Here is a 21,659-nt window from a genome sequence, read left to right on the forward strand (position 1 = left end):
CAATCACCACCGCGGCCACACCGCACTCAAAGGTCAACCACCGGCCAGCCGTGTACCTAACCTGTCAGGTCAGAACAGCTAGCTCATCAACATGATGTACTGCGCGGCCGTCATCTGTTGCGCCGCAAGCAGAGTCGGGGCGCTGGTCTCGATGGTGTAGCGGTCGGCGGTGGCCAGACAGTAGAAGGCTCCGTCATCCGTGCGCAGGCACCGGCTGCCAGGCATGTCCGAGACCGGGTTGGCCGGTTTGGCGGTCGCCGACACCTCGTCGGCGAACTCCTCGACAACGTCGTCGGCCCCCGCGCCGTCCTCGGCCTCGTAAACCGTCGTGCCACCCATCGCGACGAGGTCGACGCCGGTCTCGGAGAAGAGCTTGTCGGACCGGACGGGATCGGACTGGAAATGCAGCGCGCCGCGCCGTTCGTAGGTGCCGCCCTTGGTGAAGGTCGGGTCGCGACCGTCGAGCGGCAGGGTGCGGGCGAGCAGCCCGGTTGGATCGATCGAGATGTCGGCCAGCTCGTTGGGGGCCGTGGCGCGGAACCTGTCGATCTCCGAGGCCTGCATGTCGATGCTCTTGGTGACCAGCCGGGCGGCGGCGTCCACACCCGCGGTCGCCTGCGCCAGCTGCATCATCACGTAGGGACCGTGCGCGGTGAACGACCGCACCGCGCCGAACTTTCCGATGTTGCGATCGGTTCCGGTGTGGCTGCTGGCGCGCGCCTCGGGATGGCCGGGGAGGTCCATTCTCGGCGAAGGCCCGTCGGGGCCCTGAGGCTGCGCCACCGCGTCGCCCATGTCGTCGGCGGCGGACTTGGCGGCCCGGTCGTCGACGAAGCGCAACACCGCGTTGAGCAAGATCTGCTTGTTCTTCTCGGTGCGCGTGGTGGCGAAACCGGTGACGAAGTCGTGCCGGGCCGCCGCGGCGGCGACGTTCATCGGTCCGATCGCCGCCAGCGCCTCGGCACGGGGCAGCACCATGGCTCCGAGTCCGAACCAGTCCTTGATCGCCGGGTCGACCTCCCATGGTCCGATGACGTGGTTGGCCAGCCGCTGCCCTTCGAGCACCACGCCGAGCATCGGGTCACCGGCGACGCCCAGCGGATCGCGCGGCGCCGTCGGGAACCGGCCCGGGTCCAACTGGTCGAAGTCGAGCGCGGGACCCGACGCTCGTACGGCCGATCCCTCGACGGTCGATGTGCACGCCGTCGCGAGCAGCGCGACGACAGAGATGAGCGCAAGGATCGCGTTCCGCATAGCGGCAAAATTACCCGCGCCGAGAGGGCGGAAGTTTCAGGCGTGCCGACGCCGCGAGCGGACTTCATAGAAATGAGACGAGCCGCTCTGGCGTCTTAGCCGGTCCCTAACGGGCGGCGCCCGATATCGAGGGACTCGGGCGCTCGCCGTGTTTGGTAGGTCTTCTCGATTCGGTAACTTGTGAGGTTGACGAGCTGGGTGATGTGGGACCACAGGTTAGCTGGGCCTCGTCGGCGGCACCAGGCGTTACACAGCTGATTACCTGCGTAAGGCGGGATCACCGTCACGGTAATCTGGCTTGACTGTTGTTGCTCGGCGCGTGAGGAGGGTCTGTGCCGACGGACGCACAAAACGCGGAGAGCCTCACGGCGGCGGGCGATCATATGACCGAGGTCGACCTTGGGCTCTAGCGGTCGGCTGCCATGACGGTCTCGGTTGCCGATGTCGATCGCTGGGACGCAGGAGACGTCCGGGAAGTGTTCCACGCTGCGCGGAGCCGGGCAGAGGCCACCTTCGAGGCGCGCGACGGCATCAGCACTCTGCCGGCCTTCGGAACGTGGGGCGGTGACGCCGCTGAAGCGGCGAAAAACGCGAACGAGCAACTGCGTAAAGACCTCGACGCCCACGGTAACGAAGCATTAGCTGTCGCACGGGCGGCCGACCAGGCAGCCGGTGGCGTCGAGTCGGTCAAGAATCGGTTGGCCAACGTGCGCGCTGAAGCCTCGCGGCTCGGCATGGAGATCGACCCGGTCACGAGCACGGTTGTGCCGGGGCCGAACGCCGGCGACAACCCGATGGAGATCTTGCTCAAGACCGAACAGCTCCAGGCTGAGCTGGCGTCGATTCTGGCGGATGCACAGCAGGTCGATGAGGAACTCGCCCGCGCGATCAACATGGCCACCGGCGCCGAGCCGATTCCACAGGACGCCGGGCCGCCCGTAGGGCCGGCCGGTCTCACACCTACACAGATCGCCAGTGACGCCAACGAGCGGCGCCTGACCGAGGAACGGGTGAGCACACAAGCCAAGGTCGATGAATTGCAAAACCGCTACGACCAGCTGGCCGCCCAGGCTTACACGAACGGCGATCACAGCCCTGCCGCGATGCGTGAGCTGGAAAATTTGGGGAAGGAGCTCACGGACGCCAAAAGGTACCTCGGTGACCTGAACGCGGTGCACGACGCTCTCGGTAAGGCTCCGGAAACTTACTTGACGATGTTCGATCCGCGCACGGGCACGGGCAAGCCGGTTCTGGCCGCGGTTGCGGTCGGTAACCCGGACACCGCCAAGAACGTGTCGGTGTCGGTGCCCGGCGTAGGCACGACACCCGGCAGCTTGCCTGACATGGTCACGGAGGCAAGCAATCTGCGTGATACCGCCCAGCGCCAGCTTGACCGGGTGGGTATGCCGGGTTCGGTCGCGGCAATCGCGTGGCTTGGGTACGACGCTCCGCCCAATCCCATCGACACCAAAAGCCCCGCGGACCTGTGGACCACGATGACCGATGATCAGGCCCATGCCGGTGCGGGCGCACTGTCCTCGTACCTACAGGAGGTACGGGCCGATAATCCGGATGCACATGTGACGCTGCTTGGCCACTCCTACGGCTCGCTCACGTCGTCGCTGGCCCTGCAGGACCTGCACGCGCAGGGCGTGCATCCGGTGAACGACGTGGTCTTCTACGGCTCGCCCGGTTTGGGGCTCACCAATCCGGAGCAGCTCGGACTTGGCGCCGACAACGCATACGTGATGCGAGCGCCAGATGATCCGATCACCACTTTCGTCGCGCCGACGGCTCCGCTGCACGGGTGGGGTGCCGACCCCTATGCCGGTATTTTGCCCGAGCTGTCGTCACAGGCGGGTTTCGATGCCGGCAACACCTTCCGCGAAGGCGTCCATAGCCACTCCGACTACCCGCGCGCGGACAACGACGGCAACCTGCGCATGTCCGGCTACAACCTGGCGGCCGTCGTGGCCGGACTACCGGATAACCAGCTAGTGTTCGCGCCACCACCGCCCGCGGTTCCTCTCATCCCGCAGGATGGCCAGATACCGCTGCCGCGAGCGATACCGGGAGGCTGAACGTGGCGACACACGTCGTGAGGATCATCGCGCTGACCCTTCTCGGGCTACTCATCGTGACCGGCTGCAGCAGCGGGTCAGAACCCGGCCAAGAGGATGACGGTATGAGCACGTCGACGGGCGATCCCGAAGCCACGCTTCGTTCGAGGCCACCATTTGAAGCGGCACAAGAGGAGTACCGAAATGAGTTGCGGGATATGGCTGATCGGGTCGCCGCGCTCGTGCCGGGCCTGACATGGCAGATCAAGGAAGACAGCTGGCGCGGCTGCGGTGGCGCGTACGCCAGGACGTCCGGCGTTCAGGCCTATGTGTACATCGTGTTTGCCGGGCCGGTACCGGATGACAAGTGGGCGGCCGCCTTGGCGGTCGTCAAAGACGGTGCTGCGCGCCTCGGCGCATCGAACATGACCACACTCGTCGACAATCCGGGCGACCGTGACGTCATGTTCGGCGGCGCCGACGGCATAGAGATCGAGTTCGGCACCAAAACGAACACGATCTTGTCCGCGAAATCAGACTGCCGCTTACGGCAGGCCGATCTTCCCGCGCCCGCAACCGGCGCGTAGCCGACCCAGCCGCTTCAGCCGCCTGCGGACCCGAGTCGTCGCGAAGACACGGGCAGGCTCCCATGACGCCCATCCCGAGGCGGACAATCGAGGGGTATCTGCGAACACCGCTCCGCACTCCAGGCGACATCCCGTCAAGCTGGATCAAACGCGTTGAAAATACAAAAGCCACGAACCTTTTCTGGTTCGTGGCCTCTGTGTTCGCAGTTCGTAGACCGCTCCTTGTGGGCGAAGGGGGACTTGAACCCCCACGTCCCGAAGGACACTGGCACCTGAAGCCAGCGCGTCTGCCATTCCGCCACTCGCCCCAACAACCGGGGGAGCCTATCACGCACGACGCCCCGCTCCCCAACCGTACCGGCCGCCCCGCGCGACTACCGCCACCACGTTCGGCTGATCGTGATCCGCGGCGCTGAACTGCGGCGATCCGATTCTCAGAGTTCTGTTGGTCCCGCAGCGCAGCGCTTGGCCGATACCATGCACATGAGCATTGTGGCCAGGCGACACGCAGGCACGGCGGCTATGAGCAGGGCCGACGGACGACGACGAGTGAGGCGGGCGGTGACATGGGTCTAGTCGACCGCATCGAGCGCAAGCTCGAGTCGACGGTCGGTGACGCCTTCGCCCGCGTGTTCGGCGGGTCGATCGTCCCGCAAGAGGTCGAGGCGATGCTCCGCCGGGAGGCCGACACCGGTGCGCGCGAAGTGCTCGGCGGTCAGGTTTTGGCACCAAACGACTACGTCATTACCCTCAGTGTGCCTGACTATCAGAAGGTGAGCGCCGACCCAGACCTCACGTCAGCGACTTTTGCCAAGCACTTGGAGGGATACATCCGTGAGCAGGGGTGGCAAACGTATGGTGATGTGGTCGTCAGATTCGAACAATCACCCACCCTGCACACCGGACAGTTTCGCGCGCGTGGAGCGGTCAATCCCGACTCGACCACTGGCGAACCCGCCCCACCACCTCATGTACGTGCGTCCAGCGCAGAATCAGGAGTACCACCGATGAGCGACAACCCGACCTACCGCGGCGGCCAGGGGCCGGGGAGGCCCGCCGACGAGTACTACGACCGTCCCCAAGACCGTCCCCAAGACCGTCCCCAGGACGACCGCTACGGCCGCCCGGACGACCGCGGCCAGTACCCCCAGCACGAGCAGGGCGGCTACCCCCCGCAGGGCGATCCGTACGCCCCGCGCCAGGGGGGCTACCCCGAGCAGGGCGGCTATCCCGACCAGGGTGGCTACCCGGATCAGGGCGGATATCCGGATCAGGGCGGCTACCCCGACCAGGGTTATCCACCGCCGTCCTACGAGCAGCGCCCCCCGGCCGGATACGGCCCACCGCCGCAGCAAGGTGGCTACCCCGACCAGGGCTACCGCCAAGCCCCGGGTGGCTACGGTCCCCCGCCGGGCGGTCAGCCCGGCTACGGCGGCGCGCCCGCGGGTGATTACGACTACGGCCGTGCCCCGGCCCCCGGCCGGCACGAGGAGGGCGGCTATGGGCGTCCCGAGGGCCGTCCCGAGCCCCGGCCCGCCTACCCCGATCAGGGCGGCTACCCCGACCAGGGTGGCTACCCGGACCAGGGCGGCTACGGCGGCCAGCCCTACGGCCGACAGGACCAGGGCTACGGCGCCCCGCCGGAGTACGGCCGGTACGGCGATGCGCCCGGCGGATACGCCGAGCCGGGCTACGCCGAGCCCGCAGGCGGCGGCTACGACTACGGACAGCCGGCCGGGTACGGCGGTTACGGCCAGGGCGACTACGCCGCCGGCGGTGCGACCGTCACGCTCCAGCTCGACGACGGCAGCGGCCGGACCTACCAGTTGCGTGAGGGCACCAACGTCATCGGCCGCGGCCAGGACGCGCAGTTCCGGCTGCCCGACACCGGGGTCTCGCGCCGTCATCTGGAGATCCGCTGGGACGGTCAGGTCGCGCTACTGTCCGACCTGAACTCCACCAACGGGACCACGGTGAACAACGCGCCGGTCCAGGAGTGGCAACTCGCGGACGGCGACGTGATCCGGTTGGGCCACTCCGAGATCATCGTCCGAGTGCACTGAGCGTCGGCCGGGGGCGGAGAAGCTGGTCGCTTCCCCCTCATGTCGGTAACCGTCCAAGTATCGTGACGGTGCCGAGGCTGGCTGCGTTGCCGAGGTGACTGAACGGGATGGAGACGGAGAGGACGTCAGATGCAGGGGTTGGTACTGCAGCTGACGCGCGTCGGATTCCTGTTGCTGCTATGGCTGTTCATCTGGTCGGTGTTGAGGATTCTGCGCACGGATCTCTACGCCCCGACCGGTTCGGTCATGGTCCGTCGCGGGCTGCCGTTGCGCGCCTCGCTGCTCCCCAGCCGAGCCCGACGTAATGTGCCACGACATCTGGTGGTCACGGAGGGCGCGCTCGCGGGAACCCGCATCACACTGGGCACTGCGCCGGTGTTGATCGGCCGCGCCGACGACTCGACCTTGGTGCTCACCGATGACTACGCCTCGACGCGCCACGCGCGGCTGTCGCCGCGAGGTTCGGAGTGGTACGTCGAAGACCTAGGATCGACCAACGGCACATACCTCGACAGGGCGAAGGTGACGACGGCGGTACGCGTTCCGATGGGCACGCCGGTTCGGATCGGCAAGACGGTAATCGAGCTGCGCCCGTGACACTGGTGCTTCGATACGCCGCGCGCAGCGACCGCGGCCTGGTCCGGGCGAACAACGAGGACTCGGTGTACGCCGGTGCCCGGCTGCTCGCGCTCGCCGACGGCATGGGCGGCCACGCCGCGGGCGAGGTCGCCTCGCAGTTGGTGATCGCCGCGCTGGCGCACCTCGACGACGACGAACCCGGCGGAGATCTGCTCAGCAAGCTCGACGCGGCGGTGCGCGAGGGCAACTCCGCGATCGCCGCGCATGTGGAGGCCGACCCCGAGCTCGAGGGCATGGGCACCACGTTGACCGCAATCCTGTTCGCGGGCAACCGTCTTGGCCTGGTGCACATCGGCGACTCGCGGGGTTATCTGCTGCGCGACGGTGAGCTGACCCAGATCACCAAGGACGACACCTTCGTTCAGACGCTCGTCGACGAGGGCCGCATCACCGCCGAGGAGGCCCACAGCCACCCGCAACGGTCGTTGATCATGCGCGCGCTGACCGGCCACGAGGTCGAGCCCACGCTGATCATGCGCGAGGCCCGCGCCGGCGACCGGTACCTGCTGTGCTCCGACGGCCTGTCCGATCCGGTCAGCCACGACACCATCCTCGAAGCGCTGCAGATCCCCGACGTCGCCGAAAGTGCCGACCGGCTCATCGAATTGGCCCTGCGCGGCGGCGGACCCGACAACGTCACCGTCGTGGTGGCCGATGTCGTCGACAACAGCACCTACGACTACGGACAGACCCAGCCGATCATCGCTGGAGCGGTATCGGGTGATGACGATCAGCCGCCGCCCAACACCGCGGCCGGTCGCGCGTCGGCGTTCAACCCGCGTCGCAACGAGACCAAGCGCGCGCTACCGGAACCGGAGGAACCGCCGCGACCGCCCAAGTCGCGGCGGCGAATGTTCATCGCCGCCGCCCTTGTGGTCCTGGTCATCCTGGCCGGGCTGGCCGTCGGCCGCGAGATCGTCCGAAGCAACTTCTACGTCGCCGCCCACGACGGCGTCGTCTCGATCATGCGGGGTGTGCCGGGATCGGTGCTCGGATACCCGCTGCAGGAGCCGTACCGGCAGGGCTGCCTGACCGAGCGCAACGGCCTGACCCTCATCAATCCCGGCCAGAAACCGCGCGACTGCCAACTGCTCAAGGTCGGCGACCTCAAGCCCTCCGAGCAGCGTCAGGTCATCGCGGGGTTGCCGACGGGATCGGAGGATCAGGCGATCACCCAGATCAACCAGCTGGCGCGCGACTCGCTGCTGCCGATCTGCGCACCGCCGCCGCCTCCGCCGCCGCGCACCAGCGCGGTGCCGCACAGCCCGGCGCCGTCGAATTCGCCTGGCGTACCGAATAATCCGCCGCCCCGCGGCGAGGACGAAACCCCGGCACCGGAGACCCCGCGGACCGTGACAACGCCTCCCCCGTCACCCGCGCCCAAGCCGCCGTCGCCCGGACCGGAATCTCCGCGGGCCGAACCGGGCACGCCGCCACCGCCCGAGGGTCCGGAGTCGCCGACGCCCAAACCGCCGCCGTCCCCGACCGTCACCGCGCTGCCTCCGCCGCCGCCCGAGCCGGGGACCACGTGCCGGGAAGTGTCATGACGACACAGCCGCAGTCCGCCGTCTCCGTCGCGCCGCCACTTCCCAACCGGCGCAACGCCGAACTGCTGCTGCTCGGCTTCGCCGCCCTGATCACGACGCTGGCGCTGCTGCTCGTGGAGGCCAACCAGGAGCAGGGCGTCCACTGGGACCTCGCGCAGTACACCGTCGCGTACATGGCGTTGTTCAGCGGCGCGCACCTCGCCATCCGGCGCTTCGCGCCCTACGCCGATCCCCTGCTGCTCCCGGTCGTCGCGCTGCTGAACGGCTTGGGGCTGGTGATGATTCACCGTCTCGACCTCGCCGACGGCGAGCTGTCCCAGGACGGGCTGGGTGGTACCGCCAACCAGCAGATGCTGTGGACGCTGCTCGGCGTCGTCGGCTTCTCGCTCATCGTGATCTTCCTGCGCGACCACCGGCTCCTGGCCCGCTACGGCTATATCTGCGGCCTGTCGGGTCTGGTGCTGCTGGTGATCCCCGCCGTGCTGCCGCGCGCGATGTCCGAACAGAACGGCGCGAAGATCTGGATCCGCTTGCCGGGCTTCTCGATTCAGCCCGCCGAGTTCTCCAAGATTTTGCTGCTGATCTTCTTCGCCGCTGTGTTGGTGTCCAAGCGCAACGTTTTCACCAGCGCGGGCAAGCACGTTCTCGGCATGGATCTGCCGCGGCCCCGCGACCTCGCGCCGCTGCTGGCCGCGTGGATCGCGTCGGTCGGCGTGATGATCTTCGAGAAGGACCTCGGAACCTCGCTGCTGCTGTATGCGTCGTTCTTGGTGTTGGTCTACGCGGCCACCGACCGGTTCAGTTGGGTCGTCATCGGGTTGGCGTTGTTCGCCGCGGGAAGCGTTGCGGCATACCACCTTTTCGGTCACGTCCAGGTGCGCGTGCAGACCTGGCTCGACCCGTTCGCCGACCCCGACGGCGCCGGCTACCAGATGGTGCAGTCGCTGTTCAGCTTCGCCACCGGAGGGATATTCGGCACCGGGCTCGGCAACGGTCAGCCCGGCACGGTGCCCGCCGCGTCGACCGACTTCATCATCGCCGCCGTCGGCGAGGAGCTCGGCCTGGTTGGCCTCGCCGCGGTGCTCATGCTGTACACCATCGTGATCATCCGTGGCCTGCGCACCGCGATCGCCGTGCGTGACAGCTTCGGGAAACTTCTGGCCGCCGGCTTGGCCTCCACGCTGGCGCTGCAGCTGTTCATCGTCGTCGGCGGGGTCACCAAGCTGATACCGCTGACGGGGCTGACCACGCCGTGGTTGTCCTACGGCGGCTCGTCGCTGCTGGCGAACTACGCGCTGCTGGCGATCCTGGTGCGGATCTCGCACGCGGCCCGCCGCCCGATCATCGCCGGACCGCAGACCCCCACCCCGATCGCTGCGGCCAGCACCGAGGTGATCGAGAAGGTATGAACACCTCGCTGCGCCGCATCGCCGTCACGGTCATGGCCCTGATCGTGCTGTTGTTAGGCAACGCCACGCTGACGCAGGTGTTGACCGCCGACGGGCTGCGCTCGGACCCGCGCAATCAGCGTGTGCTGCTCGATGAGTACTCGCGCCAGCGAGGGCAGATCTCCGCGGGCGGCCAGCTGCTGGCGTATTCGGTGTCCACCAACGGCCGGTTCCGCTTCCTGCGGGTGTATCCGAACCCGATGACGTATGCGCCGGTCACCGGCTTCTACTCGCTGCAGTACTCGAGCAGCGGGCTGGAGCGCGCGGAGGACTCGGTACTCAACGGCTCCGACGAGCGGTTGTTCGGCCGCCGGCTCGCCGACTTCTTCACCGGGCGCGACCCGCGCGGCGGCAACGTCGACACCACCATCAAGCCGCAGGTCCAGCAGGCGGCGTGGGACGCGATGGAGGACGGCTGCGACGGCCCGTGCAAGGGTTCGGTGGTGGCCATCGAACCGTCGACGGGCAAGATCCTGGCGATGGTGTCGTCGCCGTCCTACGACCCGAACCTGTTGGCCACCCACAACCTGGAGGCGCAGAGCCAGGCGTGGCAGCGGCTGCGCGACGATCCGAACTCGCCGCTGCTCAACCGCGCGATCTCCGAGACCTATCCCCCGGGGTCGACGTTCAAGGTGGTCACCACCGCCGCAGCGCTGCAGCGCGGCGCGACGGTCAACACCCAGCTCACCGCGCAGCCGCGAATTCCGTTGCCGGACAGCACCGCAACGCTGGAGAACTTCGGCGGCGCGTCCTGCGGCGGCGCCCCCACCACGACGCTGCGAGAGGCGTTCGCCCGGTCCTGCAACACCGCCTTCGTCGAACTGGGCATCGACACCGGGGCCGACGCGCTGCGCTCGACGGCGCGCTCGTTCGGTCTGGACGCGCCCGCGGAGCCCATCCCGCTTCAGGTGGTCGAGTCGCGCGTCGGGCCCATTCCGGACGGCGCCGCCCTGGGCATGTCGAGCATCGGGCAGAAGGACGTCGCGCTGACCCCCCTGCAGAACGCACAGATCGCCGCGGCCATCGCCAACAAAGGGGTGGCGATGCAGCCCTATCTGGTCGATAACCTGAAGGGACCGGACCTCTCGAACATCGCCACCACGGCGCCGCAGGAAGAGCGCCGGGCGGTGTCGCAGCAGGTCGCGGATACACTTACGGACTTGATGGTCGCCGCCGAGCAGGTGACTCAGCAGAAGGGAGCCATCGCCGGCGTGCAGATCGCATCCAAGACCGGCACAGCGGAGCACGGTACCGATCCTCGAAACACCCCTCCGCATGCCTGGTACATCGCCTTCGCCCCGGCCCAGGCCCCCAAGGTGGCGGTCGCGGTGCTGGTCGAGAACGGCGGTAACAGGCTGTCGGCAACCGGAGGCGAGCTCGCCGCTCCGATCGGCCGGGCCACGATCGCCGCGGCCCTGCGGGAGGGCTCATGAGCGGCGCACGGCGGACGTTCCGCATGACTCACACCCGGGGGGCCGTATGACGGCTCGCGTGGGAGTGACGCTGTCCGGGCGCTACCGGCTGCAGCGGTTGATCGCCACCGGCGGCATGGGACAGGTCTGGGAGGCCGTGGACTCCCGGCTGGGCCGCCGGGTCGCGGTGAAGGTGCTCAAGGCGGAGTACTCGACCGACCCCGAGTTCGTCGAGCGGTTCCGCGCCGAGGCCCGCACCGTCGCCATGCTCAACCATCCCGGCATCGCCAGCGTGTACGACTACGGCGAGACCGACATGGACGGCGAAGGGCGCACCGCCTACCTGGTGATGGAACTCGTCAACGGCGAACCGCTGAACTCCGTCCTCAAACGGACCGGCCGGCTGTCGCTGCGCCATGCACTCGACATGCTCGAGCAGACCGGGCGTGCGCTGCAGGTCGCCCACAGCGCAGGCCTGGTGCACCGCGACGTGAAGCCCGGCAACATCCTCATCACGCCGACGGGCCAGGTGAAGCTCACCGACTTCGGCATCGCCAAGGCCGTCGACGCCGCCCCGGTGACGCAGACCGGCATGGTTATGGGCACCGCCCAGTACATCGCCCCCGAGCAGGCGCTCGGTCACGACGCCACCGCCGCCAGCGATGTGTACGCGCTGGGAGTCGTTGGCTACGAATCGGTTTCGGGTAAGCGGCCGTTCACCGGCGACGGTGCGCTGACGGTCGCGATGAAGCACATCAAGGAGACTCCCCCGCCGCTGCCCGCCGATCTGCCGCCCAACGTGCGCGAGCTGATCGAGATCACCCTCGTCAAGAACCCCGGTATGCGGTACCGCTCCGGCGGGGCGTTCGCCGACGCGGTGGCTGCGGTGCGCTCCGGGCGCCGCCCGCCGCGACCGAACGCCGCCCCCTCGATCGGCCGGGCTGCCCCCACCGCCGTGCCGTCGGCCACCCAGGCCCGTGCCGCCGCCGATATGACCGGACGCGCCCCGGCCACCGCCGCGCGCCCGCGGTCGGTGAGCGGAAGCCACCGGCCGCCCCCGCCGCGGCGTACGTTCTCGTCGGGCCAGCGCGCGCTGTTGTGGGCCGCCGGCGTGCTGGGAGCGCTTGCGATCATCATCGCGATCCTGATCGTGCTCAACGCCCAGGACCGTCAGGACAAGCAGACACCGCCACCGACGATCACCAACACCATCACCGAGACGACGCCGTTCGAGACCCCCGAGGCGCTTCCCGACCGGACCATCCGCGAGGGGAGCGACGGTGGTGAGGGACAATCAGGGGTAACCACACCGCAGGCGATGGCGTCACCGGCAATGCCGCTGGTACCGGCGTCGCCCCCGGCACAGGAGCCGTACCAGCGGCTTTCGGCTCCAGAACAGACATTGCAATGACGACCCCGCAACATTTGTCCGACCGCTACGAGCTGGGCGAGATCCTGGGCTTCGGCGGTATGTCCGAGGTCCACCTCGCGCGCGACGTCCGGCTGCACCGCGACGTCGCGATCAAGGTGCTGCGCGCCGACCTCGCCCGCGACCCGAGCTTCTATCTGAGGTTCCGCCGCGAGGCCCAGAACGCTGCCGCACTCAACCACCCGGCGATCGTCGCGGTCTACGACACCGGTGAGGCCGAGACCCCACAGGGCCCGCTGCCCTACATCGTCATGGAGTACGTCGACGGTGTGACGCTGCGCGACATCGTCCACAACGACGGACCGATGGAGCCGCGCCGGGCGATCGAGGTGATCGCCGACGCCTGCCAGGCGCTGAACTTCAGCCACCAGCACGGCATCATCCACCGCGACGTCAAACCGGCCAACATCATGATCAGCAAGACCGGCGCGGTGAAGGTGATGGACTTCGGCATCGCCCGCGCGCTGGCCGACGCCAACAGCGTCACTCAGACCGCCGCCGTGATCGGCACCGCACAGTATCTGTCGCCGGAACAGGCCCGTGGCGAGAAGGTCGACGCCCGCTCCGACGTCTACTCGCTGGGCTGCGTGCTGTACGAAATCCTCACGGGGGAGCCACCTTTCATCGGCGACTCGCCGGTGGCGGTGGCCTATCAGCACGTCCGCGAGGATCCCGTCGCGCCGTCGCAGCGCAACCCCGCGATCAGCCCCGAACTGGACGCGGTGGTGCTCAAGTCGCTGGCGAAGAATCCCGACAACCGGTACCAGACCGCCGCCGAGATGCGCGCCGACCTGGTCCGCGTCCACAGCGGCGAGCAGCCCGAGGCGCCGAAGGTGTTCACCGACGCCGAGCGCAGCTCACTGCTGTCGTCGCCGGCGCCCCACGAGCGCACCGAACCGATCGACCCGATGCCGCCGGTTCCCGCCCCCGACTACGCCGAGCGCGACCGGCGCGGCTCGGTCGGACGCTGGCTGGCCGCGGTCGCGGTGCTGGCCATCCTGACGGTCGTGGTCACGGTCGCGATCAACATGTTCGGCGGAAGCACCCGCAGCGTCGAGGTGCCCGACGTCAGCGGCCAACCGTCGGCCGACGCCATCGCCGAACTGCAGAACCGCGGTTTCAAGACCAGGACGGATCAGCGGCCCGACTCGACGGTGCCTCCCGACCATGTCATCAGCACCGATCCCAGCGCCGACAGTTCGGTCGACGCGGGGGAGGAGATCACCCTCAACGTCTCGACCGGGCCGGAGCAGCGGGAGATCCCCGACGTGAGGAACCTGAGCTACTCCGAGGCCACCGAGAAACTGAAAGAGGCCGGCTTCGAGAAGTTCAAGTCCTCGTCGTCGCCGTCGACGCCGGAGCTGAAGGACAAGGTGCTCGGCACCAACCCGCCGGCCAACCAGACGTCGGCGATCACCAACGAGATCACGATCATCCTGGGCTCGGGCCCGCAGAGCCGCGCCGTGCCGAACGTCGAGAACCAGACGGAGGAACCGGCGCGGCAGATCCTGACCGCCGCCGGCTTCACCAACGTGGTGCCAGTTCAGGTCGACAGCCCCAAGCCGTGCGGACAGGTCATCGGCACGCTGCCGCCGGCCGGTCAGGAGTCGGCGGTCGACTCGCCAATCCAGCTGCAGCTCTCGGCGTGCAACCAGTTCGTCATGCCCGACCTGCGCGGCATGTTCTGGACCGACGCCGAACCGCGGCTACGGGCGCTGGGCTGGACCGGCTTCCTGGACAAGGGCGCCGACGTGCAAAACAGCGGTCAGCGAACCAACGCGGTGGTGACTCAGAATCCGTCGCCGGGCACCGGCGTGAATTTCGGCGCGACGATCACGCTGAGCTTCGCGTCGTAGCGGCGTCGCGGCCGGCCGCGATGGCCCCCGCGACCTCATCCTCGAGCTGGCGGACCAGCGCCTCGGCCGGTGCGGCGCCGCAGTACCCCAGCCAGTTGGCAAGCATGCGGTGCCCGCCCTCGGTCAGGATCGACTCGGGATGGAACTGCACGCCGTGGATCGGCACCTCGACGTGCCGCACCCCCATGATCACGCCACCCTCGGTCCGCGCGGTCACCTCGAGCACATCCGGAACCGTGTCCGGCAGAATTGTCAGCGAGTGATACCTCGTCGCGGTGAAGGGGTTCGGAAGACCCTGCAGCACACCGGAATTGGTGTGGTGGACGACGCTGGTCTTACCGTGCAGCAGTTCGGGTGCGCGGTCGACGGTGCCGCCGAACGCGACACCAATGGCCTGGTGACCGAGGCAGACGCCCAGCAACGGGGTGCCCGCACTCGCGCATGCCTTCACCAGGGGGATCGACGCGCCCGCACGCTCGGGCGTGCCCGGGCCGGGCGACAGCAGCACACCGTCGAAATCAGTGGCGGCCTTCGCGACGTCGGCGTCGGTGGCCAGGCGGTCGTCGTCGTTGCGCCACACCTGGGCCTGCACCCCGAGCTGACCGAGGTACTGGACCAGGTTGAACACGAAGCTGTCGTAGTTGTCGACGACCAAGACCTGCATCCGCCCAGGTTACTGGTTGCGGGGGCGCCGTACCCGGTCGCACCCAGTCCGCTCACCATAGAGAGGTCAGTAGCCGATTGGGCCTGCCGGCTTGGCGAACCGCATCCGCACGGGCTCCTTGTGGCCGACCAGTTCCACCGATGCCTGGGGTTCTTCGGCATAGCCGAGACCGAACCGCACCACGTACTGGCGGTACAGGTTGACCAGGGGAGCGTCCGCCAGGGCCGCCTGCATGGCGGACGCGTCGCCGATCGCGGTGATGACGTAGGGCGGGCTGTACGTGCGCCCGTTGAGCAGCAGGGTGTTGCCGACGCATCGTGGCGCCGAGGTACCGATGATCCGCTGATCCTGCATCTGGATGCCCTCGGCGCCCGCGCTCCACAGCGCGTTGAGAACGGCGTCGATGTCCTGCTGGTGCACCACCAGGTCGTCGGGGGAGGCGTCGCGCGGGAACCGGCCTTCGGCGTCGCGCTGCGCGTCATTGAGCCGCACGATGAGCCCGGCCCCCCGCATCGGGTCCAGCCCAGCCTCGGCCGACAGGCGTGCTGCGCGAGTGGTGATGGCCGCCAAGGCCGCGTCGGCGCCCGGGCTGCCCCCGTGATGGCTGTCGATGGTCGATACGAGGGCATCGCGCTCGGCGCCGAGCCGGTCCACCGACTGCTGCGTCTCGCGGACCAGGTCGACCAGGCGGGGGGCGTCGCCGCGGCGGATCTCGCCGCCCCGGGAGACACCGTGCGTGGCGGACAGTAGGAGCCCGGCCAGCAGACACACCACCGGCACGCCGTATCGCCACACCGTCGATCGGCGGCTCTGCTCGTGTGTCGCCTGCTTCGGGCGATGCGACCCCTGCAACTGCCTTACCTGGCTTCCTTGACTCTGCGGTGCCGGTCCTACGTTAGGCTCGTCAATACATCGTCGCACTCAGTTGTCCCGAAGGTACCCATGCCCAAGTCGAAGGTCCGCAAGAAGAACGACTTCACCGCCAACCAGGTGAGCCGCACGCCCGTCAAGGTCAAAGCCGGGCCGTCGAGCACCTGGTTCGTCGTGCTGTTCGTCAGCTTGATGCTGATCGGCTTGGTGTGGCTGCTGGTGTTCCAGCTCGCGTCGTCGGCCATCCCCTTCCTCGCGGAGCTGGGGCCGTGGAACTACGCGATCGCGTTTGCCTTCATGATCACCGGTCTGTTGCTCACCATGCGGTGGCGCTGAGATCCCCGTCCCTGGAATGAATTCAACCCCGTTGCTCCGCGTTACCCTGCTAGCAACCTCCGGGTAATCAACTCACACGGTTGTGATTCATCCCCATTGGGGATAGCACTTGTGGATAACCGCATACCCCGCGGTGAAAGGGTGTGGAAGAGCCGTGCAGCAAACTCAATGGAGCCCTCCCGCCGTCGGCATCGCAGCGTGCGGCATAGGCGGAATCATCTTGGCTACCACCGCTGTGAGCCTGATCACAGACCCTCCGGGCCGCCTCCTCGGGGGAGTTGCCGGGGTGGGTTTGATCGTGTTTGCAATTTTCTCGTGGCGCGCGCGGCCGAAGCTGGCAATCAAACCTGACGCTCTCGTCAACCGCGGTTGGTTCGGCACGAAGATTTTGCCGCGCAGCGAGATCAAAGTGATCCGGATCACTGAGTTCCGCCGCTTGGCCCGCAAAGTCCGGCTACTCGAGATCGACACCGAAAGCGGCGACCTGACCGTGTTCACGCGTTGGGATCTGGGCACCGATCCGCTGCACGTACTCGACGCGCTGACCGAGGCCGGCTACGCCGGCCCGCGTTCCTGACCGCTTCGGTCAGGCGATGGTGATCGAGTCGACGACCACGGGGTCGGTCGGTCGGTCACTGCGATCGGTCGCCGTCGTCGCGATGGCGTCGATCACCTTCTGCGACTCGGGGTCGACGACTTCACCGAAGATAGTGTGCTTGCGGTTCAGGTGCGGGGTCTTGGTGACCGTGATGAAGAACTGCGAGCCGTTGGTGCCCGGCCCGGCGTTGGCCATCGCCAGGAGGTAGGGCCGGTCGAACTGCAACTCGGGATGGAATTCGTCTTCGAACTTGTACCCCGGGCCGCCGCGGCCGGTGCCGGTCGGGTCGCCGCCCTGGATCATGAAGCCGTCGATCACACGGTGAAAGACCACACCGTCGTAGAAGGGTCCGGACGTGCCGCCCGATGCGTTCTCGCCGCTGTAGTCCTTGGTGCCCTGCGCCAGGCCGACGAAGTTGGCCACGGTCTTGGGCGCGTGGTTACCGAAGAGTGCGATCTTGATGTCGCCGCGGTTGGTGTGCAGGGTCGCGGTCGCTGTCTGAATGGGGCTCGTCACGGGATGTCAGTGTGCCACGCCGCGTTCGGCGCCCATCCGGCACCGGTGTGTTCGGCTAGATGGCAGGCTGTTGTGGTCGCACCCCGGCCGCGAGAAAGGTACGCCCATGAGCGCTAAGACGGAGATCCGGATGAGCCCCGCCCAGCGGTTGAGCCGCGGCCTGAAGTACACGGCGGTCGGGCCCGTCGACGTCACCCGGGGCGCTCTGGCGCTGGGGCTCAACGGTGCTCAATCGTCGGCGTCCTGGGTGGGCGACCGATATCGGCGCGGCCGCATCAAGGCTCAGCTGAGCGAGGACCTGGCCACTGCGCAACAGACCATCACGCAGGAGCTCGCCGCGGCCCAGGAGGCCGTCTCGCAGGTGCTGCAGGGGGCGGTGCCGCCCCGCCCGTCGAAGGCCAAGCAGCGCAGGCGTCGGCTGGTGATCGCCGCAGCCGGCGTCGTCGTGTTGGCCGGGGGAGCGGTGGCGTTCTCGATCGTGCGGCGGTCAACGCAGCCGGACCCCTCGCCGCTGCCGCCGAGTGTGGAAGTGTCGCCGAAACCCTGAGATCTCAGGGCGGTGAAGTAGGAGTGGAGCCTAGGAGAATCGAACTCCTGACATCTACCTTGCAAAGGTAGCGCTCTACCAACTGAGCTAAGGCCCCTGGTCCGCAGGCGGCGCGTCCGGCGCCACATGCCACACCTCGATGCCGTGGCGCGAACGCCAGACGGCAACGGTGACTGCGGCGCCGATCGCCGTGGCGATCAACAGCACCCGCCTCATGGTGTGAACCTTTCCGTGGGGCTAGGAGGACTCGAACCTCCGACCTCTTCGTTATCAGCGAAGCGCTCTAACCGCCTGAGCTATAGCCCCGTGCCGCCGTAATGGCCGAGCGACGAGATTACCGCAATCGTGGGCTCCCGCCCAAACCGCGGCCTGCGCCTCAGTCCCGATCAGCGAGCGTGACTTCCACGCCGCCAACCAGGTCCGTGGTCAGGTTGTAGATGAACGCGCCAATCGTGGCCATCGCCGTCAACAACACGATGTTGACCAACCCGATCAACGTCGCACCGCCGAAGATCGTCCCGCTCGACACCAACTCACCGCCGGAACCGCCGCCGGCACTGGTGAGCAGGTCCCCGACGTTGCTGTTGAGCTTGCTCCACACACCCATCCCGCCGAGCACGAGATACAAGAACGCGACGGCGATCATCCACACGAAGAACAGGGCGACCGACAGCACCGCCGACACCTTCAACGTGCTCCACGGGTCGATGCGACGGATCTGCATGCTGGCCCGCACCGGACCCTTGTGCCGGGTGCCGACCTGGATACGGCCGCCCGGCGACGGCCGGCTGCCCGGCTCGGACGGCGCGCGGTCCGCGGGCTTGCGCTGCTGGGGCCCGCGCGGCATTGGCCCGGACAGGTCCGGCAACTCGCTGGCGTAGGTCTCTTGGCGTGGTGCCTCCGACGGCCCGCTGCGGGTCGGGACCTCCTCGGTGGGCGTGGTGCCACCCGGGACGAACCGGTTGGCCCGCGCGCCGACGTTGGGGGAGTTGTTGGCGTTCCCCCGCTGGTCGTCGGCGGGCCGCTCGGTCGCGTGACCCTCATCGACGGCTCCCTCACCGCGCGGGCCCGGTCCGGGTGCGCGCCTCGGCGGCTCCGGCGGCCGCTGACCTCCAGGTGCCGTGCGCGCCGCGGGGCCCCGCTGCCACGGGGGCACCTCGGCGCGGTCCGGAACCTCGGGGCGCTTGCCGAGCGCGTCGTGGTTGCCCGCGGAGCCGTTGGCGCCGCCTGGTCCGTCGCCCGCGCGGGGGCGTCCCGGCTCGTTCGGTGAACTCACCTACGGCTCCTCACTGGTCCCGTCGCTGGGTCAGGCACCGGGGTCGGTGTTGACTTCGTCGGTGCTGTCGCCTTCCTCCGCGTTGCGCGCGATGGCTATCAGTGTTGTGCCCTCACCGAGGTTCATCAACCGGACACCCTTGGTCTGCCGCCCGGCCTTGCGAACCTGGCGAGCCGCGGTCCGGATGACGCCCCCACCCGAGGTGATGGCGTACAACTCCGTGTCGTCGTCGACGACCAACGCTCCCACAAGATTGCCACGGCGTTTGTCGAATTGGATCGTCAGGACCCCCTTCCCGCCGCGGCCCTGCACCGGGTACTCGTCGATCGCGGTGCGCTTGGCGTAGCCACCGGACGTCGCCACCAGCAGGTACGTATCGGGCCGCACCACGTTCAGCGACAGCAGCGCGTCATCGGCGTTGAACCGCATGCCCTGCACACCCGACGTCGCGCGCCCCATCGGCCGCAACGCCTCGTCGGTTGCCGAGAACCGGATCGACTGCCCCTTGGCCGAGACCAGCAGCAGGTCGTCGTCGGACGAGCACAGCACCGCCCCGACGAGTTCGTCGCCGTCGCGCAGGTTGACCGCGACGATGCCGCCGGAGCGGTTGGAGTCGAAGTCGACCAGCCGGGACTTCTTGACCAGCCCGTTGCGGGTGGCCAGCACCAGGTACGGCGCGTCCTCGTAGCTCTTGATCTGGATCACCTGCGCGATGCGCTCCTCGGGCTGGAACGCCAACAGGTTCGCCACGTGCTGGCCGCGCGCCGTGCGCGAAGCCTCGGGCAGGTCGTACGCCTTGGCGCGATAGACCCGGCCCTGGGTGGTGAAGAACAGGATCCAGTCGTGCGTCGAGCAGACGAAGAAGTGGTTGACGATGTCGTCCTGTTTGAGGCCGGCGCCCTGCACGCCCTTACCGCCGCGCTTCTGGCTGCGGTACAGGTCGGTCTTGGTGCGCTTGGCATAGCCGGTCTCGGTGATCGTGACGACGACGTCCTCGCGGGCGATCAGATCCTCGTCGGCAACCTCTCCATCGGCGGCCACGATCCGGGTGCGACGGTCGTCGCCGTACTTGTCGGCGATCTCCTTGAGCTCGTCACGGACGATCGCGCGCTGCCGTTCGGGCTTGGCGAGGATGTCCTCGAGGTCGGCGATCTCGGCCTCGATCTTGGCCAGGTCGTCGACGATGCGCTGCCGTTCCAGGGCGGCCAGGCGGCGCAGCTGCATGTCCAGGATCGCCTGCGCCTGGATGTCGTCGATGTCGAGCAGCTCGATCAAGCCCTGCCGCGCCACGTCGACGGTCTCCGACGCCCGGATCAACGCGATCACCTCGTCGAGTGCGTCGAGCGCCTTGACCAGACCACGCAGGATGTGGGCCCGTTCGTTGGCCTTGCGCAACCGGTACCGGGTGCGCCGCACGATCACGTCGAGTTGGTGGTTGACGTAGTGGCGGATCAGCTGGTCGAGGCGCAACGTGCGCGGAACGCCGTCGACGATGGCCAGCATGTTGGCCCCGAAGCTGGTCTGCAGCTGAGTGTGCTTGTAGAGGTTGTTGAGCACCACCTTGGCCACGGCATCGCGCTTGAGCTCCACCACGATTCGCAGCCCGACGCGGTCGCTGGACTGGTCCTCGATGTTGGCGATGCCGTTGAGCTTGCCGTCGCGGACCTGTTCGGCGATCGAGGTGATGAAGTTGTCGTGGTTGACCTGATACGGCAGCTCGGTGATGACGATGCCGGTGCGGCTGCGGTTGTCCTCTTCGATCTCCACCACGCCGCGCATCCGGATGGACCCGCGGCCCGTGGTGTAGGTGTCGGTGATCCCTTGTGACCCAACGATCAAGCCGTGCGTCGGGAAGTCCGGGCCCTTGACGCGTTCGGTGACCGCGGCGAGCGTGGCCTCCTCATCGGCGTCGTGGTTCTCCAGGCACCAGTACACCGCCTCGGCGAGCTCGCGGAGGTTGTGCGGCGGGATGTTCGTCGCCATCCCGACCGCGATGCCGCCCGAACCGTTGGCCAGCAGGTTCGGGAACCGGCTGGGCAGGACGGTCGGCTCCTGCACGCGCCCGTCGTAGTTCGGGACGAAATCGACTGTCTCCTCGTCGATTTCGCGCAGCATCTCCATGGCCAGTGGAGTCAGCCGGGCCTCGGTGTACCGCATGGCCGCCGGCGGATCGTTGCCCGGGGAGCCGAAGTTGCCCTGGCCGTCGACCAGCGGGTAGCGCAGCGACCACGGCTGGGCCATCCGGACCAGGGTGTCGTAGATCGAGGCGTCACCGTGCGGGTGGTAGTTACCCATCGTCTCGGCAACGGAGCGTGCGGATTTCGCATGGCTGCGGTCGGGCCGGAAACCGGAGTCGAACATCGCGTACAGCACGCGGCGGTGCACGGGTTTGAGGCCGTCGCGCACCTCGGGCAGCGCGCGCCCGACGATCACGCTCATCGCGTAGTCGATGTAGCTGCGCTGCATCTCCTGCTGGATGTCGACCGGTTCGATGCGGTCGCCTGCTTCGTCGCCCGGCGGCAACGTGGTGTCAGTCATTATCTGCCTTCGGCTCTAG

General features: G+C 68.0%; 19 protein-coding genes and 3 tRNA genes. 12 read left to right on the top strand and 10 right to left on the bottom strand.

The window, feature by feature from the left end; translation table 11 throughout:
* Window positions 1-78: 78 nt before the first annotated feature.
* Window positions 79-1,254, bottom strand: a complete 1,176-nt coding sequence (locus tag A5752_RS16090; RefSeq protein ID WP_067087513.1) for a DUF7373 family lipoprotein — start codon at window positions 1,252-1,254, stop codon at window positions 79-81.
* A gap of 422 nt (window positions 1,255-1,676) precedes the next feature.
* On the opposite strand from A5752_RS16090, the gene A5752_RS16095 reads away from it, so the two are divergent.
* Window positions 1,677-3,335, top strand: coding sequence for an alpha/beta hydrolase (locus tag A5752_RS16095; RefSeq protein WP_067087515.1), 1,659 nt, complete (start codon window positions 1,677-1,679; stop codon window positions 3,333-3,335).
* A gap of 104 nt (window positions 3,336-3,439) precedes the next feature.
* The gene (locus A5752_RS16100) at window positions 3,440-3,901 is read left to right on the top strand and encodes an LppA family lipoprotein (protein WP_156613923.1); all 462 of its coding nucleotides are present in this window, start codon (window positions 3,440-3,442) and stop codon (window positions 3,899-3,901) included.
* 225 nt (window positions 3,902-4,126) lie between these two features.
* Here A5752_RS16100 and A5752_RS16105 read toward each other — a convergent pair.
* Window positions 4,127-4,209 (bottom strand) — tRNA-Leu (locus A5752_RS16105).
* Between the two features lie 258 nt (window positions 4,210-4,467).
* Between A5752_RS16105 and A5752_RS16110 the strand changes: the two genes are divergently transcribed.
* The 7 genes from A5752_RS16110 to pknB all read left to right on the top strand — a co-directional run bounded on the left by A5752_RS16110 (window position 4,468) and on the right by pknB (window position 14,295).
* Entirely contained in the window at window positions 4,468-5,964 is a 1,497-nt protein-coding gene (locus A5752_RS16110) for an FhaA domain-containing protein (RefSeq protein ID WP_067087517.1), read from the top strand.
* Between the two features lie 129 nt (window positions 5,965-6,093).
* Window positions 6,094-6,561 carry an FHA domain-containing protein FhaB/FipA gene (locus A5752_RS16115; protein ID WP_067087519.1) on the top strand — a complete coding sequence of 156 codons (468 nt, stop codon included), beginning with the start codon at window positions 6,094-6,096 and terminating at the stop codon, window positions 6,559-6,561.
* Window positions 6,558-8,150 (top strand): PP2C family protein-serine/threonine phosphatase, encoded by a 1,593-nt coding sequence (locus tag A5752_RS16120; protein ID WP_067087521.1) that lies wholly within the window; start codon window positions 6,558-6,560, stop codon window positions 8,148-8,150. The genes A5752_RS16115 and A5752_RS16120 overlap by 4 nt, the downstream gene beginning before the upstream one ends.
* On the top strand, window positions 8,147-9,559 hold the full coding sequence (locus tag A5752_RS16125; RefSeq protein WP_067087523.1) for an FtsW/RodA/SpoVE family cell cycle protein: 1,413 nt from the start codon (window positions 8,147-8,149) through the stop codon (window positions 9,557-9,559). The genes A5752_RS16120 and A5752_RS16125 overlap by 4 nt, the downstream gene beginning before the upstream one ends.
* Window positions 9,556-11,031 (top strand): D,D-transpeptidase PbpA, encoded by a 1,476-nt coding sequence (gene pbpA / locus A5752_RS16130; RefSeq protein WP_067087525.1) that lies wholly within the window; start codon window positions 9,556-9,558, stop codon window positions 11,029-11,031. Before A5752_RS16125 ends, pbpA begins: the two co-directional genes overlap by 4 nt.
* A 46-nt stretch (window positions 11,032-11,077) precedes the next feature.
* The gene (locus tag A5752_RS16135) at window positions 11,078-12,421 is read left to right on the top strand and encodes a protein kinase domain-containing protein (protein WP_067087527.1); all 1,344 of its coding nucleotides are present in this window, start codon (window positions 11,078-11,080) and stop codon (window positions 12,419-12,421) included.
* Window positions 12,418-14,295, top strand: a complete 1,878-nt coding sequence (gene pknB, locus A5752_RS16140) for a Stk1 family PASTA domain-containing Ser/Thr kinase (protein ID WP_067087529.1) — start codon at window positions 12,418-12,420, stop codon at window positions 14,293-14,295. The genes A5752_RS16135 and pknB overlap by 4 nt, the downstream gene beginning before the upstream one ends.
* On the opposite strand, the gene A5752_RS16145 is transcribed toward pknB, so the two are convergent.
* A complete protein-coding gene (locus tag A5752_RS16145) occupies window positions 14,273-14,959 on the bottom strand; it encodes an aminodeoxychorismate/anthranilate synthase component II (protein WP_067087531.1) in 687 nt (228 codons plus the stop codon). The genes pknB and A5752_RS16145 overlap by 23 nt on opposite strands.
* A gap of 66 nt (window positions 14,960-15,025) precedes the next feature.
* Window positions 15,026-15,811, bottom strand: a complete 786-nt coding sequence (locus tag A5752_RS16150; RefSeq protein ID WP_067087533.1) for a DUF881 domain-containing protein — start codon at window positions 15,809-15,811, stop codon at window positions 15,026-15,028.
* A gap of 90 nt (window positions 15,812-15,901) precedes the next feature.
* On the opposite strand from A5752_RS16150, the gene crgA reads away from it, so the two are divergent.
* Window positions 15,902-16,165, top strand: a complete 264-nt coding sequence (crgA, locus tag A5752_RS16155; RefSeq protein ID WP_067087535.1) for a cell division protein CrgA — start codon at window positions 15,902-15,904, stop codon at window positions 16,163-16,165.
* A gap of 154 nt (window positions 16,166-16,319) precedes the next feature.
* Window positions 16,320-16,742 carry a PH domain-containing protein gene (locus tag A5752_RS16160; protein WP_067087537.1) on the top strand — a complete coding sequence of 141 codons (423 nt, stop codon included), beginning with the start codon at window positions 16,320-16,322 and terminating at the stop codon, window positions 16,740-16,742.
* 9 nt (window positions 16,743-16,751) lie between these two features.
* On the opposite strand, the gene A5752_RS16165 is transcribed toward A5752_RS16160, so the two are convergent.
* Complete coding sequence (locus A5752_RS16165; protein WP_067087539.1) at window positions 16,752-17,279, bottom strand: peptidylprolyl isomerase; 528 nt, start codon at window positions 17,277-17,279, stop codon at window positions 16,752-16,754.
* 106 nt (window positions 17,280-17,385) lie between these two features.
* On the opposite strand from A5752_RS16165, the gene cwsA reads away from it, so the two are divergent.
* Window positions 17,386-17,826, top strand: a complete 441-nt coding sequence (cwsA, locus tag A5752_RS16170; RefSeq protein ID WP_067087541.1) for a cell wall synthesis protein CwsA — start codon at window positions 17,386-17,388, stop codon at window positions 17,824-17,826.
* A 24-nt stretch (window positions 17,827-17,850) separates the two neighbouring features.
* Here cwsA and A5752_RS16175 read toward each other — a convergent pair.
* The 5 genes from A5752_RS16175 to gyrA form a co-directional block, all read right to left on the bottom strand.
* Window positions 17,851-17,923 (bottom strand) — tRNA-Ala (locus A5752_RS16175).
* On the bottom strand, window positions 17,914-18,042 hold the full coding sequence (locus A5752_RS28180; RefSeq protein WP_286144367.1) for a hypothetical protein: 129 nt from the start codon (window positions 18,040-18,042) through the stop codon (window positions 17,914-17,916). Before A5752_RS28180 ends, A5752_RS16175 begins: the two co-directional genes overlap by 10 nt.
* A 16-nt stretch (window positions 18,043-18,058) precedes the next feature.
* Window positions 18,059-18,132: transfer RNA gene (locus A5752_RS16180), tRNA-Ile, on the bottom strand.
* A gap of 70 nt (window positions 18,133-18,202) precedes the next feature.
* On the bottom strand, window positions 18,203-19,102 hold the full coding sequence (locus A5752_RS16185) for a DUF3566 domain-containing protein (RefSeq protein WP_067087543.1): 900 nt from the start codon (window positions 19,100-19,102) through the stop codon (window positions 18,203-18,205).
* 30 nt (window positions 19,103-19,132) lie between these two features.
* Window positions 19,133-21,640: a DNA gyrase subunit A gene (gyrA, locus tag A5752_RS16190; protein ID WP_067087545.1), complete on the bottom strand. Its 2,508-nt coding sequence runs from the start codon at window positions 21,638-21,640 to the stop codon at window positions 19,133-19,135.
* Window positions 21,641-21,659: the final 19 nt, after the last annotated feature.

The organism is Mycobacterium sp. 852002-51961_SCH5331710 (assembly GCF_001665535.1).
Taxonomy (GTDB): domain Bacteria; phylum Actinomycetota; class Actinomycetes; order Mycobacteriales; family Mycobacteriaceae; genus Mycobacterium.

Excerpts from the sequence above, each read along its gene's own strand:
- pbpA (WP_067087525.1), top strand. The coding sequence starts at position 9,556 with ATGAACACCTCGCTGCGCCGCATCGCCGTCACGGTCATGGCCCTGATC.
- A5752_RS16145 (WP_067087531.1), bottom strand. The coding sequence starts at position 14,959 with ATGCAGGTCTTGGTCGTCGACAACTACGACAGCTTCGTGTTCAACCTG.
- pknB (WP_067087529.1), top strand. The coding sequence starts at position 12,418 with ATGACGACCCCGCAACATTTGTCCGACCGCTACGAGCTGGGCGAGATC.
- A5752_RS16135 (WP_067087527.1), top strand. The coding sequence starts at position 11,078 with ATGACGGCTCGCGTGGGAGTGACGCTGTCCGGGCGCTACCGGCTGCAG.
- crgA (WP_067087535.1), top strand. The coding sequence starts at position 15,902 with ATGCCCAAGTCGAAGGTCCGCAAGAAGAACGACTTCACCGCCAACCAG.
- A5752_RS16115 (WP_067087519.1), top strand. The coding sequence starts at position 6,094 with ATGCAGGGGTTGGTACTGCAGCTGACGCGCGTCGGATTCCTGTTGCTG.
- A5752_RS28180 (WP_286144367.1), bottom strand. The coding sequence starts at position 18,042 with ATGAGGCGGGTGCTGTTGATCGCCACGGCGATCGGCGCCGCAGTCACC.
- A5752_RS16125 (WP_067087523.1), top strand. The coding sequence starts at position 8,147 with ATGACGACACAGCCGCAGTCCGCCGTCTCCGTCGCGCCGCCACTTCCC.
- A5752_RS16090 (WP_067087513.1), bottom strand. The coding sequence starts at position 1,254 with ATGCGGAACGCGATCCTTGCGCTCATCTCTGTCGTCGCGCTGCTCGCG.
- gyrA (WP_067087545.1), bottom strand. The coding sequence starts at position 21,640 with ATGACTGACACCACGTTGCCGCCGGGCGACGAAGCAGGCGACCGCATC.
- A5752_RS16095 (WP_067087515.1), top strand. The coding sequence starts at position 1,677 with ATGACGGTCTCGGTTGCCGATGTCGATCGCTGGGACGCAGGAGACGTC.
- A5752_RS16110 (WP_067087517.1), top strand. The coding sequence starts at position 4,468 with ATGGGTCTAGTCGACCGCATCGAGCGCAAGCTCGAGTCGACGGTCGGT.
- cwsA (WP_067087541.1), top strand. The coding sequence starts at position 17,386 with ATGAGCGCTAAGACGGAGATCCGGATGAGCCCCGCCCAGCGGTTGAGC.
- A5752_RS16100 (WP_156613923.1), top strand. The coding sequence starts at position 3,440 with ATGAGCACGTCGACGGGCGATCCCGAAGCCACGCTTCGTTCGAGGCCA.